Origin of the sequence: Achromobacter veterisilvae (genome assembly GCF_900496975.1) — a bacterium.
Taxonomy (GTDB): domain Bacteria; phylum Pseudomonadota; class Gammaproteobacteria; order Burkholderiales; family Burkholderiaceae_B; genus Achromobacter; species Achromobacter veterisilvae.
This window is the reverse complement of the sequence record NZ_UFQC01000004.1, coordinates 186,384-201,911: the sequence shown is the minus strand read 5'-3', so window position 1 is coordinate 201,911 and position 15,528 is coordinate 186,384. Positions and strand designations below refer to the sequence as shown.

Below are 15,528 nucleotides of genomic sequence, written 5' to 3'. Positions count from 1 at the left end.
CCCGGCACCCGGGGCGGGTGGGGAAGGATTACTCGTCGGCCGAGTCGGGCGCGTCGACCTTGACGAACCGGCCCGACGCATCCACGCCGTACCAGGTGTCGGCGTCGATGGTCTCGCCCACGTAGCCCACCGTGATGCGCGGTCGGTCGGCCTCTTCGTCGTGCCAGGTCAGCGCGATGAAGCCGCCTTCACCGGCGCGCGCGATGGATTCGCGGCCCACGCAGGCAACCGCGGCGTTGCGGCCAGTCGCGTTGATCTGGGCGGAGTTGCCGCTGCTGCCGATCTGGGCGTAGTCGCCGCTGCTGCCGATCCGGGCGGAGTTGCCGCTGCTGCCGATCCGGGCGTAGTCGCCGCTGCTGCCGATCTGGGCGGAGTCGCCGCTGCTGCCGATCCGGGCGGAGTTGCCGCTGCTGCCGATCTGGGCGTAGTCGCCGCTGCTGCCGATCTGGGCGTAGTCGCCGCTGCTGCCGATCTGGGCGGAGTAGCCGCTGCTGCCGATCTGGGCGGAGTCGCCGCTGCTGCCGATCCGGGCGTAGTCGCCGCTGCTGCCGATCCGGGCGGAGTCGCCCGCCTCGTCGGCGGTGCCGACATCGGCCGGCGCGTCCTTCTGCACCTTCTCGGGGTTCGTCGCTTCGGCCAGCGCAGCAATTTCGGCTTTCGCGTCGTCCGCCGCGGCCTGCGTCACGCCGGCCGGGTCGGTCAGCAGCGAGGCGAACACGCGATCCGTCAGCCAGCGCGAATCATCGAAGCGGTTGTCGGTGCGCAGGGCCTGCTGCACGGCGGAGTACGCGGCGCCCTGCGGAAACTTGGATTCGAACCACTGGCGGCCATCGTCGCAGGCCTGCCACTTGCGCAGCTTGCGCATGGTGATGGTCAGTTCGGTACTGACGGTCTTCTCGGTCACGGGCTTCTCCCAGTTCTCCCCGGGGTGGGGAGGTGTGGGGAGGATTATTAGCCAAAGCTAACTATCAATCAATAGCCATGGCTAACTATTTTGTAACAACAAGGAGCAGCACTTAGCTTTGCGCTAAACGCTGGAGGTCGTTTGCTAAACGAACCGTGGTGGGGCTAGACCGTTGCTACGCCGATCGCGGCGAAGCGTTTTTCCGGAGCCGAGAGATCTTCGTTTCGATGAGCGCAACGATGTCGTCTTTATCTGCCTGGGAGAGCTGCGCGAACTCTGATGCGCTGATGGTGGGAAAAGGCCACAAGTCCGGCGCAGCATTACGCGTCTTGGGACCATGCCCATCCGCGAGCCACGCTTCGTTGACGTTGAGAAGTTGGGCTGCTGCAACAAGGTTGGCACCGCGAATATTCTTGGTCTGGCCGTGTACCCATTTATGGACGGACGGAGCCTTGGTGCCCGTGGCGCGTGCGAGATCGGCGGCGGTCACGCCGGCTTCTGCCATGGCCTCAGAGAGGCGTTCAGAGAGTGTGCTCATTTAGCTAATGCTAATTGTGTAAATGTTAGCCATGGCTTGCATTGTTATCTTAGCTATGGCTAAATATTGGCCATGGATACCAAACACCCCGACTCCGAAATCATCGACGCGCTTGGTGGAACCGTAGCCGTCGCCCGCCTGTGCAGGGTGAAGCCGCCCTCGGTGTCTGACTGGCGCAAAGAGGGAATCCCGTCTGCGCGCCGGATGTACCTGCAGGCCATTAGGCCTGAGGCCTTTCCCGCTGCAGCGAAGCAGGAGGCGGCGTAGATGAGCCTCAAACCTGTTGCCGCGTGGGTCTGCGACTTCTGCGGCCGCCACCAGTGGGAGGTCTCCCTGTTCTCGGCCAAGCCCTTGGGCGCAGAGGCAACCCATCACATCTGCCGAGACTGCGCATCGAAGGCCCTGATGGCGCTCCCCGCACAGTCGGCCCAGCAGGAGCCGAGCCATGCGTGAGCTATACGCGCGCTTCCTGCTGGCGTTGATACGTCCGGCGCTCAAGCTGCAACAGCGGAGAGACGGGCCCAGGGTGGCAGCGGTGCTGAAGGAAGAGCTGCGCTGCAACCCTGGGGCGCACCTGTTTACCGCGTCTGAACTCGAATCTGGGCGGCGAGATCTTGAAGCGCACGTTCTGTCGCGCGCTGGCGCTGTTCGATCTCGTCCATCTGCTTCGCGAGGGCAAACAGCCCGCAATTCAGGTTCCACGCGAGTGGATCGCGATCTGCCGAGCCGAGGCGTTTGATGTTGTCCTCGAAGAACTTCGTCACCGTCGTCATGAGAACCCCTCCTGTGGGGAAAGTTGGTAGTGGTTGGTACCCACGCCCGGGCAACCCGGGCAACGCCGATCGTAGCCGCAGGAAGGGGTTCTCGCCAGTTTCGGGCCGCCATGGCTCAGTGCACCGCCGCGCTGTCGCGCCCATCGGTGGCCCAGGCCATGCGGTCGCGCTCGATGCGCAACTCTTCGAAGATGGCCAGCACCGCGGCCTCGCTCGGATCCACGAAGGTCCGGCGGGCGATGTCCTGGGCGTGTTGCAGCAGCTTTTCGGTTTCGGTCATTTCGTTCGTATCACGTTGTCGGTACGAAAAATTTTTGCCCGAGTCCACGCTGTAACTCACGTTGTAACCCGATGATTTTTTCCTAAAGGAAGCGAAGTGCACACCCATTCCGCAGTTGTCTATGGCGCCAGTACGTTCCCGGCGCCCGCCGGAAAGCGATTCCTGCCGCTATCTGCTGTGGCGGCTTGCAAGACCTTCCGCGAGGCCGTGCGCCTCGCCTGGGAACACCGGGCGCGGCCCAACATGACCCAGCGCAGCCTAGCCGAGGAATGCGGCCTGTACGCGCCGCACGTGAGCAGCTACCTGCACCCCGAGCCTCTGGATGCCAAGAAGCGCCCGCGGCTGGACCTTCCGGCCGACTGCATCGACGCATTCGAGGAAGCCGTGGGTAACCATGGCATCCGCCAGTACCTGAACCACCTGGGCCGGCTGACGATCATGGAAGAAGTCATCGCCCAGAGGGCCGCATGAGCTATGACGAAGCCCTGGCCATCACCAAGCGCGCCTTCGAGGAAGCGCTACGCCTGCACAACTGGGACCGCGCCAAGGCCTACGAGGAAATGATGCTGCGCGAAGACTTGAACCCCCAACTGCGTGAGGCCTTCCTGGTGATTGGCCGCCACACAGCCTTCTCGACGAGGCATTGATGCGCCAACGTCTCTTGAACCCCAAGACGTTCTTGTTGTTGAGCTTCAGCCAACACGACGCCGCCCAGGCCTTCCTGCGCAATTTGCCGCTGGATCCGGAGAACCCTATCGAGGTCGTCGTACGCGAGCGCGTCAAGCCGCGCAAGATGAGCCAGAACGCGCTTATGTGGGTCGGGCCGCTGGCTGACATTGCCGAACAGGCCTGGGTGGGCGGCAAGCGCTTCACCGCCGAGGCCTGGCACGAGCATTTCAAGCGTGAATACCTGCCCGAACAGTTCGACCCCGAGCTTTGCCTGGACGGCTACGTGAAGTGGCAGATCACCCCGCGCGGTGACCGTGCGCTGGTGGGCAGCACCACCATGCTGACCGTCAAGGGCATGGCCCAATACCTGACCCAGGTGGAAGCCGCCGGCGCTGAACTGGGCGTCGAGTTCCGTACGCAAGGGGGCCGGCCATGAAAAAAGACGGGATTCCGACTACCGGTCTGCGGGACAGTGGGCGAATGCAAAAAGTCGAGATTTCGACACCCCTCCCGCGCCAGACTGCCCTTATGAGATCCACACCGCTGACCCGCAAGACCCCGATGCCGAAGGGCTCGACACCCCTGTCGAGGTCCCCCATCAAGCGCCGCGCGCCGAAGAAGCGCGCCGGCCACGAACCCAAGTACCTGGCCGCGTGCCGCGGCGAATGCTGCTACCTGAACTTCGCCGGCTGCAAGAGCTACGAGGGCGACCCTACGGTCGTGCCAGCCCACCAGAACGAAGGGAAGGGCATGGGCCTGAAGGTTCCTGACCGCTTCAGCGTTCCAGCGTGCCATTTCTGCCACGCGCTGTACGACCAGAGTGGGATTGACCGCGACATCAAGCGCGCCACGTGGGAGTGGGCATACAACTGCTGGCTGCCCGTGCGCGCCAGCAAGCTGCAGGAGGCGGCATGAGCCACCAGGCCGTCGAATGGGCGCTGAGCCAGCCCATCAGCCACGCACCGGCAAAGCAAATCCTGACGGTGATGGCGCACTATGCGCACAAGGATCAGCGACCCTGGACGGCCTATCCGTCCGTCACGCAGTTGGCCCGTGACACCGGGCAAGACCGCAAGACGATCCTCGCCAACCTCATCCGCCTGGTCGAATGCGGCGCACTGCGCGACACCGGCGACCGCGCCGGCATGACCAAATCGGTCACGGTCTACGAACTTTCCGAGCCGACAAGCGATACCAAAACTGGTACTGCTTCGAGGGTCAGAAGCGGTACCAAATCCGGGACTGCTTCCAGCGTTGAAGCAGTCCCAAAACTGGAACCCCTAAGCGGTCCCGAAACTGGGACACCTTCGGATGGTGGAAGCAGTCCCAATTTTTCCGGAAGCAGTACCAGTTTTTCCGGGAAGCAGTCCCAAAATCCACCCGAAGCAGTACCAGTTTTCCCTACAGAACAGGTAGAACAGGTATTAGGAACAGGTATAGGAACAGGTAATCGCGCGCCTGCGCGAGCCCCTTCCGAAAAGGCCCAACGCAAGACCAAGCTGCCGGACGGCTTCGGACTCTCCGAACGTGTCCGCCGATGGGCGGCCGAAAAGGGCCACACGCATCTGGACCGCCACCTCGAGCACTTCATCGGCAGCGCCAAGGCGCGCGGCTATGCCTACGTCGACTGGGACGAAGCTCTGATGAACGCCATCCGTGCGAATTGGGCCAAGGTGCCGGTCGTCAACACTCGCCCCGGTTCCGGTTTGCCCCCGGCGGACGCATCCGCCATCAACGCGCAGGCCAAGCGCATGTTGCTGGCGCGCCGCAATCAGCAGGAGATCATCGATGTCTGACGACGATTTCGACGCGTTCATGGCGCTGCTGGACGACGTTGCCGCGCTTCGGCAACTGCCCGTGCTGAGCGACCGCGCCAAGCTGCTGTTCTTCGATGCGGTGCGCCGGTATCCGCTGCACATCGTCGAGAAGGCCATCCAAGCCCACTTGATCGACCCGGTGGAAGGCCGGTTCAAGACCATGGTGCAGCCCGCGCACATCGTCGCGCAGATCGAGGGCGCTGCGGCCAACGACGGCCGGCCCGACGCAGACGAGGCATGGGCCATCGCAATGCGTGCCGATGACGAAGCGGTCACGGTAGTCTGGACCGACGAGATCAGCCAAGCGCTCACCGCTGCGCGGCCGGTGCTGGCCCGCGGTGATGAGGTCGGCGCCCGCATGGCGTTCAAAGCGGCGTACGGCCGGCTGCTGACGCAGGCTCGCAAGGAACTGCGCCCGGTGCGCTGGGTGGCGTCCCTGGGACATGACCTCACGCAGCGCGAGGCCGTCTTGCAGCACGCCGTTGATCTGGGCCAACTGCCCGCGCCGCACGTGGCCGGCCTGTTGCCGCCGCCGGCGGCCGAGTCCGGCATCCCCGACGATGCGGTCGCGGCCGAGAACATCCGCAAGCTGCACCAGATGCTGGCCAAGGCCATCACGCCGTCTGAGAAGTGCCGCCGCGAAGCCGAAGCGGCCAGCCAGACCGAGCGTGACCGCCTCGACGTCCTGAAGGCCGAGACGGCGGCCAAGGTCGCCCAGCACCAGCAAGGGGCCCGAGCATGAGCAGCTACGCCGAAGCCAGCGCCGCCGTGGGCGGCAACGAAAGCGGGGGCTATGGCGTCTGCGCTGCCTTCGGCTGCTGCCTGCCGGGCACGATGAGCGCCAGCACCCAGGGTGGCAAGGATTGGCACTGCCGCCTGCACTTCGGCGCGCCGCGGTCCGAGTTCGACGACATCAGCGCGCGCGCCCAGAACCGCAAGGCCCTGTTCACCGCCGCCTACTGGCTGGTCAGCCGTCCCAAGGGCGACACCGTCACCAGCAAGGTGCGCGATCGCATCAAAGCCCTGGGCCGCGCCGACCTGCTGGAGAAGGTGCCCAGCGTGCGCGGCGTAACCGCCTACCACCTGGGCGTCCACATGCTCCGCGTGCTGGGCGACGAGTGCCGCCAGCCCCAGGAACACATGGGCACCCCGAAACGCGCCGGCCAGGGCAGCACCTGGCTGGAACAGACCCAACCCGAGGAAACCGACGCATGAAAGAGCCCGTTCACGTCGCCGAGGACATGCCGGCATTTTTTGACCACCGCCGCATGTCGCAGCGTTACCCGCTGCAGCAGGCCACCTGGTCCGCCAACCTGGGCGAGATGTTCTCTCGCATCCGCCGCGCCTACCGGCAATTCCAGGTCCGAGTCGACGCCGGCCTGGAAAGCTGGGATGGCGAAAACCAGTATTCCGTCGGCGACTGGGTGCTGATCTTTTCGCCGATCGAGCAGGAGGCCTGGTATCACATCCGCCGCGCCGGCCTGTCCATGTGGCCGCAGCTGCCGGTGGCTGGCTTCTTCGTCGACTTCGGCAATCCCATCTCCAAGGTGGCCCTGGAATGCGACGGCGCGCAGTTCCATGACGCCCGCAAAGACGCCGCGCGCGACCGCAAGCTGGCCGCCCTCGGCTGGACGGTGTACCGGGTGCCCGGCTGGAAGTGCCTGCGTGACGTGGAACTGCCGCCCGGCTACGACGACATGCACCTGGACGACCGCCAGCAGGTTCTCCACGACGCGCGCGCCAAGACCATGCTGCCGGTGATCGACCAACTGGCCCGCCACTTCCCCGCCAAGGAAACCATCTGATGAACGCTTCACCGAACCTCACCGACCCCTACGACCCGATGGCTGGCACGCTGGCCAGGACGGCGATGCAGTGCCAGGCCCGCGGCTGCGACGGGTGCCTCGTCTGCGCCCCGGACAGCTACGCGCGCGCGCCGGGCCGGCCCACATCTGGCCTCGAAAAAATTAACACGGACGCCGCCGACCCCTGGGCGCGGGATGGCGCCCAAAGCAGCATGATCATCCCGGAAAGCCGCGCCAATGCTGGCTCTGGGGTGGCGCCCTCGGTGGGCCTGAACATCAACATTCTGGCTCTGGACCTGGGGGCCAAGACGGGCTGGGCGCTGCGCCGGCGGGACGCCGCGCTGCTGCACGGCACCGAGGATTTCACGCCGCGCGCGAGCTGGGCGCCCGGCCAGAAATGGCAGCGCTTCCGGGCGTGGCTATCGGCCACGATCATGCATCACAACATCACGCAGATCGCATTCGAGGACGTTAAGCGCCACGGCTCGGGCCAGGTGCTGGCAGCGCATGCCTACGGTGGCTTTCGCGCCATGCTGGAGATGGTGGCCGACCAGCATTGCATCACCCTGGTTCCCCTGGGTGTGGGGCAGATCAAGAAGCACTGGACCGGCTCCGGCGTAGCCAAGAAGGATGCAATGGTCACGCAGGCCAAGGCACGGGGCTACCGCGTGCTGGACGACAACAACGCCGACGCGCTGGCGATCCTGCATCTGGCCATCGCCAGGGAGCAAGGGGAATGGGCTGCACCGCGGACCAAGCCCAAGCGAACGCGCAAGGCCGACGCCGTGGCGCAGGAGAGGGCAGCATGACCACTCACGAGCAGACCGCACGCAACGCGGAAATCGTCCGCCGGCGCTTGGACGGAGAGGGCACCTCCGACCTGTCGCGCGAATACGGCGTGACGCCCACTCGCATCGCGCAACTGGTGCGCCGTCACCGGGAGAAAGCCGGCGAGATCCCGAAGACGGCGCGGCAGAAGAAGCAGCCCGCCCAGCGCATCCGGCCGCGCCTGCGCAAGGCCGAGTTGGGCCTGTGGCTGTGCACCGGCGAGGGAGTTGAGCGCCGCGGCGAGACGCCCACAGCGGCATATGAGCGCTGGTTGAAAGCGTCGCTGGCCGGCCGTGTCGCCGCGCACCTCGCGCCGAAGCCGGCTGAGCCCGAGCAGCCCTACGCCGGGCCGGTCATGGTCGTCCCTGGCACCAAAGTGGCGCCGCGGGCGCTGACGTTGCCGCCGGCCATGCGCTTTGCCATGGAGCGCGCCGGCCTGGTCCAGTCGCGTCTCATCACATTGCCCGGGACTTGATTATGGACCGTTTGCTCGACGTTGACGCTTTCCCGGTCGGTACACGCGTGGTGACGCCCACCGGCCGGCTGGGCGTCGTCGTCGCGCACAAGGGCGCCGAGTCCAAGGGCGACGCGCACGAGCGTTGCATGGTCCGTTACCTGGACCGCGGCGGACGGGACCGCGCCACCGTTGCCCTGATGCCCAGCCTTCTCAAGCCGGCCAACGCCGGCCCCCAATTGGAATTCCCCTTCGAGGATCACGCAACCTATGGCCAAGAATCCGCTCACCCCTAAGGTTCTCCGCTTCATCGACGAGTACCTGGTGGACCTGAACGGCACCGCCGCGGCTAAGCGCGCCGGATATAGCGCTAAATCGGCCAAGGAAATAGCCTATGAGCTACTGGGCAAGCCAGCCATTGCCGAGGCGATCGCGGCCGCCAAGGCGGAACGCAGCAAGCGCGTGCAGGTCGACCAGGACGCCATCCTGCGCAACCTGCTGGCGGCGGCGCACGCCGACCGCAACGGCCTGACGGAGTTTCGCCGGGTGTGCTGCCGATACTGCCACGGCGCCGGGTTCCAGTACCAGCGGACGCAGGGCGAAATGGCGCGGGACAAGGCGGACCACACCCGCCGAATGGCCGAACACAAGGCGGATCCCAAGAAGCCCAGCCCCGGGCGCTTCCAGGCGCAGGGAGGCGTCGGGTATCACAAGCTGCGCGACCCCCACCCGGATTGCCCGGAGTGCTTCGGCGAGGGCGTGGGTGAAACGTTCTTCAAGGACACGCGCAAGCTCGATCCGGATCAGCGCGCCATCTTCGAGGGGGTCGAGCAAACCCGCGACGGCCTGAAGTTCAAGACCATGGGCCGGGCGGAGGCAAATGCGCTGCTCATGCGCCATGAGGGAATGCTCCAGGACAGGGTCGACCACACAACGAAGGGTGACAAGCTGCCCAGCGGCATGCAGGCCGGTGTGCTGTTGGTGCCAAGCGCTATGTCGCTGGAGGAGTGGGAAGCGGCTGCGGCGAGGGAGGCCGGCCGATGACCCGGCCGCCGGTCGTATGGCGCCCGAACCCTGGGGCGCAGGTATCGTTTCTGACCTGCCCGGTGTTTGAAGCGCTCCTCGAGGGCAATCGCGGCGGCGGAAAGACCGATGCGCTCTTGATGTCGTTCGCCCAGAACGTGGGCCGTGGCTACGGCGAGTATTGGCGCGGCGCCCTGTTCCGGCTGACCTATCCGCAGTTGGCTGACGTGGTCGCGAAGTCCCGGCGCTGGTTCCGGCGCATTTTCCCGGAGGCCCAGTTCAATAAGTCGGCCTACGAATGGACATGGCCGTCAGGGGAGGCGTTGCTGTTCCGCTACGGGGCAACCGAGGAAGACTACTGGAACTATCACGGCCACGAGTATCCGTGGCTCGGATTCGAGGAACTCACCAACTGGGGCAGTCTGGCGTTCTATGAGTCCATGCACTCGACATGCCGATCGTCGCACCCGGACGTGCCGCGTATGGTACGTGCCACTTGCAACCCGTTTGGTCGCGGGCATGCGCCCGTCAAGAAGCGTTTCCAGCTTGGCACCGGCGGAACACCGCCCGGCGTGGTGATTCGCGAGGATGGCCAGCGTCCGCGTGTTCGTATTCACTCGGACCTAGCCGAGAACTCGGTCCTTCTGTCGGCAGAGCCGGAATACCGCAACACCTTCGCCGGGATCCGGGACCCCAACCGGCGCCGCGCTTGGTTGGATGGGGATTGGGATATCCACGTTGGATCGTTCTTGGAAGGAGTCTGGGACGCCAAGAGCTGCGTGGTCCAGCCGTTCAATGTGCCTAGTTCATGGAAGGTCTGGAAGTCTATGGACTGGGGTTTTGCAAGGCCCTACGCCGTCTACTGGATGGCAATGGATCATGACGGAGTGGTCTACATTTGGCGGGAACTGTACGGCGCCGGCGAAGGCGAAAACGTGGGGACCAGGGAATCTGCTGCCGCCGTGGCCGAGAAGGTCAAGCAGATCGAGCGCCATGACGCACGCATGGGCTATGAATACTGGCAGAACCTCGCTGATCCCAGCATTTTCTCCAAGATCGGCGCGGATCGGTCGATCGGGCAGATTTTTCGCGATGCGGGGGTTCGCTGGCAGGAAGCCTGGAACGGGCCACGCTCTAGGGTGAACGGTGCGCAGATGATCATCAACTTGCTGACCGAGGGCAAATTGAAGGTTTTCTCGACGTGCAAGCACCTGATTCGGACGGTACCGGCGTTGCCCCCCGATCATCTGAACCCCGAAGACGTCGACAGCGACGCGGAAGACCACGCTTGGGATGCCCTGCGGTATGGCGTGATGCGCCGTCGCCGCGCGCCGGATGCGCCGGATCGACAAAAATCCGACGATGACGACGAGGACAGGCAGCATGACGAGCATGGAAACTACAGCATGCGAGTCTGACCATGCCCACTGAAGACCTGTTGACCGCCCAGGCCGAAGAGCAGCCGGATGGCGCTGGCCTGCACCTGCCGCCAGACGATGAACTGGCCAAGAAATGGGCCGGCCGGATCACCAAGGGGCGCAAGCACTGGGAAAAGCTGCGCAAGCGCATCACCCACAACCGGAAAAAGGTGGCGGGCTTCTGCTGGGACAAAGACCCGGCGGCGCAGGAGTTCGTCGATCCGCGCGCCAATCTCATTTTCTCGACGGCGCAGGCGACGCTGCCCAATATCTACGCCCGGAACCCCGATGTGTCGGTCACGGGCACCTGGCGCAACAAGGACGTGCGTCTTTTCTGCGACACGCTGCAGACCGTGCTGTCCAAGCAGATGCGCATGGCGAAGCTCAAGAGCCGGATGAAAATGTCCGTGCTGGCCGCGATGACCGAGTATTTCGGCATCGTGAAGATGACATATCAGCGCGACATTGAGCAGGATCCGCTGATCATGCAACGGATCAACGACGCCCAGGACAACCTGGTGCAGTTGGATAACCTGATTCAGCAGGCCGAAGACCCGGACAGCCGCGGCGATGCAGAACTCCGGAAGCGCGAGTTGGAAGAGCAGATGCGCGGGCTGGAAGCGCAATCAGAGGTTGTGCGCTCCGAAGGACTGGTTCTGGATCGGATACTTCCGGAGAACCTGATTATCGATCCGGCGGTGGTGGAGTTTGAGGACTACCCACATGCCGATTGGATGACGCAAGCCATTCCCATGCCCAGGGGAACAGCCCAGGGGCTGTACAAGGTGGACTTGTCCAAGGCAAAAGCATACAAACCCACCGACCTCCAGATGGGGGAAGCGAGGGGCGGCCAGATTCTGGATGGAAGCGGCCGGCTGATGTCGGGCATGTCGCAGCAATCAGGCGATGACGAGGAGGTGATCTGCATCCTGGAAATCTGGGACCGAACCAGCCAGCTCGTGTACACGATGGCCGACGGCTGCAATTTCTTCTGCCGCGAGCCGTACCCCGTCGAGAAGGTCGGGCAGCGCTGGTATCCGTTCTTCATCCTGCCCTACGCGGTGCTGCCTGGGCAGTTCGTTGCGCCGTGCCTGGTCGACCTGACCGAGAAGCTGCAGAACGAATACAACGACACCCGCGACAAGTTCGCCGCGCACCGGGAAGCCAACAAGCCCGGCTGGGTGGCGGACTCCGGCAGCGTCGATGCGAAGTCGATCAGTCGCCATACGGATGCCGTGTTGGGTGAAGTGACGATGCTGGACGCCCAAGGGCGGCCCGTCCAGCAGGTAATCATGCCTAAGCAGTCCATCCCGGTAAATCCGGCGGATTACGACACCGGCCCGATCCGCGTGGACTGGGAGCAGGTCACCGGCCTGCAGGACGCCGCGCGCTCCACGGTCGTGCAGCCGAAGACGGCCACCGAAGCCAGCATCATGCAGCAATCGCTGTCTGGCCGTACCGCCGAGTTCCGGGACAAGCTGGAGGATCTGCTGCAGGAAATGGACGAGTATGGCGCGCAGATCCTGTTGCAGGAACTGACGCCCGCGCAGGTCGAACGGTACACCGGCCCCCATAAGACGGGCTTGGCACCCGATCCGATGAACCCGGGTATGCAGGTCCAGGTGATCCTGGAGCCGGCATACGACTGGCCGCAGCTTTCGCGCGACCAGATCTTCGACATGGTCGAAATCAACATCGTCGCCGGCACCACCGGCGCGCCGGACAAGGCCCAGGCGCAGGAGATATGGACCAAGGTATTCCCGCTGGTTCAGCAGTTGCTGCTGCAGATGATGCAGATCGCAGGCACCGGCGGGGACTATGGGCCGCTCGAGGCGCTCCTGCGGGAGACGCTCAATCGGTTTGATGACCGAATCGACGTGGATATGTTCCTGCCGAAACCTGCCCCCGTGCCTGCGCCAACCATGCCGGGCAATCCAGCCCAGCCGGTCGCGCCGCAATCAGGCGCGCAACCTGACCCTTCGCAAGATCCCATGGCGGCCGTGCAGCAAGGCGGCCAAATCCCCGGAGCGCCTGCCCAGGCACCGGTACTCCCCGCACTCACCCAATAGGAGATTCATATGGACGAAGAACTGAACGAATTGCCGGCGGGAGAGCCGGCGGACAATACGCCCGAGCCGGGCGCGCCTGGTGGTAATGAGCCCGCGGCCGGTGATGGTGTTGCATTGCCATCCGAGGGCGGCCAGGCCGCCGCCTTCCTGGATTCGATTACCGAGGGGGGCAATGGTGAGGCCGCTGACCAGGCGGCGCAGGACCGTACCCGGGATGAACTCGGCCGATTCGCCGCGAACGATCCGGCGCGCCAGCAGGCCACCGGACAGCAACCGGGCGCCGACGCTGCGCCGCCCGCTCAGGTTCCGCCACCGGCGAAAACGCCGGAGCAGGAAGACGCCGAGCTGCTGACCGGAATCAAGTCGGAACGCGGTCGGGCTCGCGTGGCACAGATCATCGAGGAGCGGAAGGCCGCCCAGGGAGAGGTCGCGGCAGTGCGAGAGTTGGTCCATGCTGCAGGCATGACGGCCGAATCCTTCGGGCAGCACATCGAGTTCTCGAGGTTGGCCAACTCCAACGACCCGAGCGACCTGAAACGGGCCGCGCAGATGCTGGAGCAGACCCGCGCAGACCTGTATCGGCGTCTGGGCCAGGACGCGCCCGGCGTCGATGTGCTGGCGGACCACCCCGACCTGGCCCAGCGCGTGCAGAACCTGGAAATGCCGCGCGAGACGGCGCTGGAGGTGGCGAAGATGCGCCGCGAGCAGCAGGCGATCCAGCAGCAGCGCGCCCAGGTTCAGGCGCAGGAGCAAGAAACCGCTCAATTCAACCAGGCGGTGGCACAGGCGCAGCAGTCGTTGGAGAGCTATGTCCAAACCCGGTCTCACGAGATCGATCATCCGGCCCGCATGAAGGCGTTGGAAACGTACTTCGCCGATCCGCGAAAGCTGCAGGAATTCGCAAGCACCTACCAGCCTCACCAATGGCCGACGGCAATTCGCATGCTCTACGACAACGTGCCGGTTGCTCCGCCTGCCCGCCGCGCGCCGCCCGCGCCGATCAGCGGCCGCACTGGCGCGCTGGGTCGGCCGATTGCTTCCGCAAACCAGGCGCCGGCAGAGCGCATCATGTCTCACATCGACAGCCTGGGCTTGTAATCGACAAAAATCCTTGACGTTTCCCTTGCGCCTTCATACTGGCATTGCCATGGGTGGCACGGGGTAGACGGCCCGGCTGGAAATCGCGATAGCTGAGAGCGCGGCCAGCCCAGTCGGGCCCGTCTTTTCGAGCACCCTCATACCGAATCTGTCGCTGTATCGCCGGGGTCGCGTCCGGTAGCGCCGCAAGTCCTTTCCGAAGACGGAGAATGCCGGAGTCGCGCACGGCAGAAGGGACAAGCACATCCAGCTTGGCGTTCTGGACCGGTGTGGAAGTTGGTTTTTTGCAACTTTCATTCTTGGAGCGACAAATGCCCATTTCTCCTGGTGATCTCGCCTATCTGGGGAAGGTTTCCCTGGACGACTACATGCGCAACACCCCGGTCGATCAGATCGGCGTGGAGCATCCCCTGCTGAAGAAGCTGATGAGCAAGCGCAAGCTGTTTCTCGGCGCAAAGCAGAACGTGGTGGTGAACGTCCGCAAGTCCTACGACAGCAATTTCGCGTGGGCCTACGGTGAAGCCGCCGTCAACTTCAACACCCGCCAGACGACCGACCAGGCCGCATTCCCGTGGCGCCGTGCCGTGGATGCCTTCCGCATCTCCTACGACACGCTCTTCGGCAACGGCATCAAGGTCCGCGAGGGCGAACGCGGCGCCTACAAGCTCGAACAAAGCGAGAAGGTGCAGTTGGTCAACTTGATCGACGAGCAGATGGAGTCCTTCCGACTGGGCTTCTTCGAGAAGCTGGATCTGGAACTGCACCGCGACGGCACGTCGTCGACCGATGCCGTCACGGGCCTGGACGGCCTGATCGCCACCGCGCCGGCGACCGGCGTCGTCGGTGGCCTGGACCGCGCCACGGCCACGTACTGGCGCAACAACGCCGTCACGGCGATCGCGTCGGGCACTGCGGGCGCGCTGGCCGACGCCATGGAACTGCAGTGGCGCAAGTGCATCCGCAACGGTGGCTCGCCCGATTTCATCCTGGCCGGGTCCGCGTTCATCGACGCCTACCGCAAGACGATCACCATCACCCAGAACGCCGAGTCCGGCACGGCCAAGCGCATCGACGCCGCCACCGGCACCGGCACCGAAACCGGCCTGTTCTTCAAGGGCGTGCCGATCGTCTGGGATCCGAACTTCGAAACGCTGGATGCGCTCGATTCGCCCACGATCCCGTGGGAGAAGCGTTGCTACTTCCTGAACACGAAGTTCATCGACCTGCGCGACGACGACATGGACATCGTCACCCCGGTGCGACCGCACAACGTGCTGTCGCTGTTCCAGATGATCAACCTGCGCCTGGCGCTGGTCCTGAAGCGCTCCAACGCGCATTCGGTCCTGGCCATCGCCTAATCGGGCAGCCCGGTGGCTTCGGCTGCCGGGCAGCTCTTTCCAGAGAGGAAACTATGCCTTTTGTCATCCATGCGCGGATCCGCCGCGACGCGAACACCATCACCCCGGTCACCGTGCGTCCGCACGAAGTGGCCATCCTGCAGACTATCCATGGCGAGGAAAACGTCCAGAACGTCGATGGCCTGGTCCTGGACCTGAAATCCCTGGAAGCCGTCGACGTTGCGGGCGAGGTGCCGGCGTCGGAAGACGAGTTCAACCGCCTGGCGTCCAAGTACGGCGGCAACGAAGAAGGCCTGGTCGTCGAGCAGGTCTACGGCAAGCGCGCCGCCGGCAACCTCGACACCGCCGCCGATCGCCTCGACGAAGCCATCGCCAAGATCGCCGACGCTGCCGGCACCGGCGAGGCCCGCGGGCGTGGTCGCGGGCGCGCCTCGGCTGCGGGCGAGGCCAAGAAGCCTGCCGACGCTGCCGGCACCGGCGCACCGCAGGAGTAA

22 protein-coding genes are annotated in these 15,528 nt (G+C 64.7%); 18 read left to right on the top strand and 4 right to left on the bottom strand.

Annotated features, from left to right (window positions below; translation table 11 throughout):
* Positions 1–28 precede the first annotated feature (28 nt).
* Both AVE30378_RS05250 and AVE30378_RS05245 read right to left on the bottom strand, forming a co-directional pair.
* Positions 29–904, bottom strand: coding sequence for a YdhT family protein (locus tag AVE30378_RS05250; RefSeq protein WP_129239713.1), 876 nt, complete (start codon positions 902–904; stop codon positions 29–31).
* 175 nt (positions 905–1,079) lie between these two features.
* The gene (locus AVE30378_RS05245) at positions 1,080–1,442 is read right to left on the bottom strand and encodes a helix-turn-helix domain-containing protein (RefSeq protein WP_129239712.1); all 363 of its coding nucleotides are present in this window, start codon (positions 1,440–1,442) and stop codon (positions 1,080–1,082) included.
* A gap of 267 nt (positions 1,443–1,709) precedes the next feature.
* On the opposite strand from AVE30378_RS05245, the gene AVE30378_RS05235 reads away from it, so the two are divergent.
* The gene (locus tag AVE30378_RS05235) at positions 1,710–1,895 is read left to right on the top strand and encodes a ClpX C4-type zinc finger protein (RefSeq protein ID WP_129239710.1); all 186 of its coding nucleotides are present in this window, start codon (positions 1,710–1,712) and stop codon (positions 1,893–1,895) included.
* A 125-nt stretch (positions 1,896–2,020) separates the two neighbouring features.
* Here AVE30378_RS05235 and AVE30378_RS05230 read toward each other — a convergent pair whose 3' ends face one another.
* Positions 2,021–2,215: a hypothetical protein gene (locus AVE30378_RS05230; RefSeq protein WP_125283734.1), complete on the bottom strand. Its 195-nt coding sequence runs from the start codon at positions 2,213–2,215 to the stop codon at positions 2,021–2,023.
* A 115-nt stretch (positions 2,216–2,330) separates the two neighbouring features.
* A complete protein-coding gene (locus AVE30378_RS32535; protein WP_165360093.1) occupies positions 2,331–2,495 on the bottom strand; it encodes a hypothetical protein in 165 nt (54 codons plus the stop codon).
* Positions 2,496–2,672: 177 nt separating this feature from the next.
* Here AVE30378_RS32535 and AVE30378_RS05225 point away from each other — a divergent pair, with 177 nt between their 5' ends.
* From AVE30378_RS05225 to AVE30378_RS05145, 17 genes are all read left to right on the top strand, one after another.
* Complete coding sequence (locus tag AVE30378_RS05225) at positions 2,673–2,966, top strand: XRE family transcriptional regulator (protein ID WP_244234967.1); 294 nt, start codon at positions 2,673–2,675, stop codon at positions 2,964–2,966.
* Entirely contained in the window at positions 2,963–3,142 is a 180-nt protein-coding gene (locus AVE30378_RS05220; protein WP_129239708.1) for a hypothetical protein, read from the top strand. The genes AVE30378_RS05225 and AVE30378_RS05220 overlap by 4 nt, the downstream gene beginning before the upstream one ends.
* Entirely contained in the window at positions 3,142–3,600 is a 459-nt protein-coding gene (locus tag AVE30378_RS05215; RefSeq protein ID WP_129239707.1) for a recombination protein NinB, read from the top strand. Before AVE30378_RS05220 ends, AVE30378_RS05215 begins: the two co-directional genes overlap by 1 nt.
* A gap of 92 nt (positions 3,601–3,692) precedes the next feature.
* Positions 3,693–4,079, top strand: coding sequence for a DUF1364 domain-containing protein (locus AVE30378_RS05210; protein WP_244234966.1), 387 nt, complete (start codon positions 3,693–3,695; stop codon positions 4,077–4,079).
* Positions 4,076–4,960, top strand: coding sequence for a helix-turn-helix domain-containing protein (locus tag AVE30378_RS05205; protein WP_129239706.1), 885 nt, complete (start codon positions 4,076–4,078; stop codon positions 4,958–4,960). The genes AVE30378_RS05210 and AVE30378_RS05205 overlap by 4 nt, the downstream gene beginning before the upstream one ends.
* On the top strand, positions 4,953–5,723 hold the full coding sequence (locus AVE30378_RS05200) for a hypothetical protein (protein WP_129239705.1): 771 nt from the start codon (positions 4,953–4,955) through the stop codon (positions 5,721–5,723). The genes AVE30378_RS05205 and AVE30378_RS05200 overlap by 8 nt, the downstream gene beginning before the upstream one ends.
* On the top strand, positions 5,720–6,196 hold the full coding sequence (locus tag AVE30378_RS05195; RefSeq protein ID WP_129239704.1) for a hypothetical protein: 477 nt from the start codon (positions 5,720–5,722) through the stop codon (positions 6,194–6,196). Before AVE30378_RS05200 ends, AVE30378_RS05195 begins: the two co-directional genes overlap by 4 nt.
* A complete protein-coding gene (locus AVE30378_RS05190) occupies positions 6,193–6,786 on the top strand; it encodes an endonuclease domain-containing protein (protein ID WP_129239703.1) in 594 nt (197 codons plus the stop codon). Before AVE30378_RS05195 ends, AVE30378_RS05190 begins: the two co-directional genes overlap by 4 nt.
* Complete coding sequence (locus AVE30378_RS05185; RefSeq protein ID WP_129239702.1) at positions 6,786–7,595, top strand: RuvC family protein; 810 nt, start codon at positions 6,786–6,788, stop codon at positions 7,593–7,595. Before AVE30378_RS05190 ends, AVE30378_RS05185 begins: the two co-directional genes overlap by 1 nt.
* A complete protein-coding gene (locus AVE30378_RS05180; RefSeq protein ID WP_129239701.1) occupies positions 7,592–8,089 on the top strand; it encodes a hypothetical protein in 498 nt (165 codons plus the stop codon). The genes AVE30378_RS05185 and AVE30378_RS05180 overlap by 4 nt, the downstream gene beginning before the upstream one ends.
* Positions 8,090–8,091: 2 nt before the next feature.
* Complete coding sequence (locus AVE30378_RS05175) at positions 8,092–8,364, top strand: hypothetical protein (RefSeq protein WP_165360092.1); 273 nt, start codon at positions 8,092–8,094, stop codon at positions 8,362–8,364.
* Positions 8,339–9,112, top strand: coding sequence for a terminase small subunit (locus tag AVE30378_RS05170; RefSeq protein ID WP_129239699.1), 774 nt, complete (start codon positions 8,339–8,341; stop codon positions 9,110–9,112). The genes AVE30378_RS05175 and AVE30378_RS05170 overlap by 26 nt, the downstream gene beginning before the upstream one ends.
* Positions 9,109–10,509 (top strand): terminase, encoded by a 1,401-nt coding sequence (locus AVE30378_RS05165; RefSeq protein WP_129239698.1) that lies wholly within the window; start codon positions 9,109–9,111, stop codon positions 10,507–10,509. Before AVE30378_RS05170 ends, AVE30378_RS05165 begins: the two co-directional genes overlap by 4 nt.
* A gap of 2 nt (positions 10,510–10,511) precedes the next feature.
* The gene (locus tag AVE30378_RS05160; RefSeq protein ID WP_208742353.1) at positions 10,512–12,578 is read left to right on the top strand and encodes a hypothetical protein; all 2,067 of its coding nucleotides are present in this window, start codon (positions 10,512–10,514) and stop codon (positions 12,576–12,578) included.
* Positions 12,579–12,587: 9 nt separating this feature from the next.
* Positions 12,588–13,676, top strand: a complete 1,089-nt coding sequence (locus AVE30378_RS05155; RefSeq protein ID WP_129239697.1) for a hypothetical protein — start codon at positions 12,588–12,590, stop codon at positions 13,674–13,676.
* A gap of 311 nt (positions 13,677–13,987) precedes the next feature.
* On the top strand, positions 13,988–15,034 hold the full coding sequence (locus tag AVE30378_RS05150; protein ID WP_129239696.1) for a phage major capsid protein: 1,047 nt from the start codon (positions 13,988–13,990) through the stop codon (positions 15,032–15,034).
* Between the two features lie 53 nt (positions 15,035–15,087).
* Positions 15,088–15,528 (top strand): hypothetical protein, encoded by a 441-nt coding sequence (locus AVE30378_RS05145; protein WP_208742352.1) that lies wholly within the window; start codon positions 15,088–15,090, stop codon positions 15,526–15,528.

Coding starts and splice junctions, on each gene's coding strand:
- AVE30378_RS05190 (WP_129239703.1), top strand. CDS start 6,193: ATGAAAGAGCCCGTTCACGTCGCCGAGGACATGCCGGCATTTTTTGAC.
- AVE30378_RS05170 (WP_129239699.1), top strand. CDS start 8,339: ATGGCCAAGAATCCGCTCACCCCTAAGGTTCTCCGCTTCATCGACGAG.
- AVE30378_RS05230 (WP_125283734.1), bottom strand. CDS start 2,215: ATGACGACGGTGACGAAGTTCTTCGAGGACAACATCAAACGCCTCGGC.
- AVE30378_RS05205 (WP_129239706.1), top strand. CDS start 4,076: ATGAGCCACCAGGCCGTCGAATGGGCGCTGAGCCAGCCCATCAGCCAC.
- AVE30378_RS05185 (WP_129239702.1), top strand. CDS start 6,786: ATGAACGCTTCACCGAACCTCACCGACCCCTACGACCCGATGGCTGGC.
- AVE30378_RS05155 (WP_129239697.1), top strand. CDS start 12,588: ATGGACGAAGAACTGAACGAATTGCCGGCGGGAGAGCCGGCGGACAAT.
- AVE30378_RS05165 (WP_129239698.1), top strand. CDS start 9,109: ATGACCCGGCCGCCGGTCGTATGGCGCCCGAACCCTGGGGCGCAGGTA.
- AVE30378_RS05160 (WP_208742353.1), top strand. CDS start 10,512: ATGCCCACTGAAGACCTGTTGACCGCCCAGGCCGAAGAGCAGCCGGAT.
- AVE30378_RS05245 (WP_129239712.1), bottom strand. CDS start 1,442: ATGAGCACACTCTCTGAACGCCTCTCTGAGGCCATGGCAGAAGCCGGC.
- AVE30378_RS05145 (WP_208742352.1), top strand. CDS start 15,088: ATGCCTTTTGTCATCCATGCGCGGATCCGCCGCGACGCGAACACCATC.
- AVE30378_RS05180 (WP_129239701.1), top strand. CDS start 7,592: ATGACCACTCACGAGCAGACCGCACGCAACGCGGAAATCGTCCGCCGG.
- AVE30378_RS05220 (WP_129239708.1), top strand. CDS start 2,963: ATGAGCTATGACGAAGCCCTGGCCATCACCAAGCGCGCCTTCGAGGAA.
- AVE30378_RS32535 (WP_165360093.1), bottom strand. CDS start 2,495: ATGACCGAAACCGAAAAGCTGCTGCAACACGCCCAGGACATCGCCCGC.
- AVE30378_RS05150 (WP_129239696.1), top strand. CDS start 13,988: ATGCCCATTTCTCCTGGTGATCTCGCCTATCTGGGGAAGGTTTCCCTG.
- AVE30378_RS05200 (WP_129239705.1), top strand. CDS start 4,953: ATGTCTGACGACGATTTCGACGCGTTCATGGCGCTGCTGGACGACGTT.
- AVE30378_RS05175 (WP_165360092.1), top strand. CDS start 8,092: ATGGACCGTTTGCTCGACGTTGACGCTTTCCCGGTCGGTACACGCGTG.
- AVE30378_RS05215 (WP_129239707.1), top strand. CDS start 3,142: ATGCGCCAACGTCTCTTGAACCCCAAGACGTTCTTGTTGTTGAGCTTC.
- AVE30378_RS05235 (WP_129239710.1), top strand. CDS start 1,710: ATGAGCCTCAAACCTGTTGCCGCGTGGGTCTGCGACTTCTGCGGCCGC.
- AVE30378_RS05210 (WP_244234966.1), top strand. CDS start 3,693: ATGAGATCCACACCGCTGACCCGCAAGACCCCGATGCCGAAGGGCTCG.
- AVE30378_RS05195 (WP_129239704.1), top strand. CDS start 5,720: ATGAGCAGCTACGCCGAAGCCAGCGCCGCCGTGGGCGGCAACGAAAGC.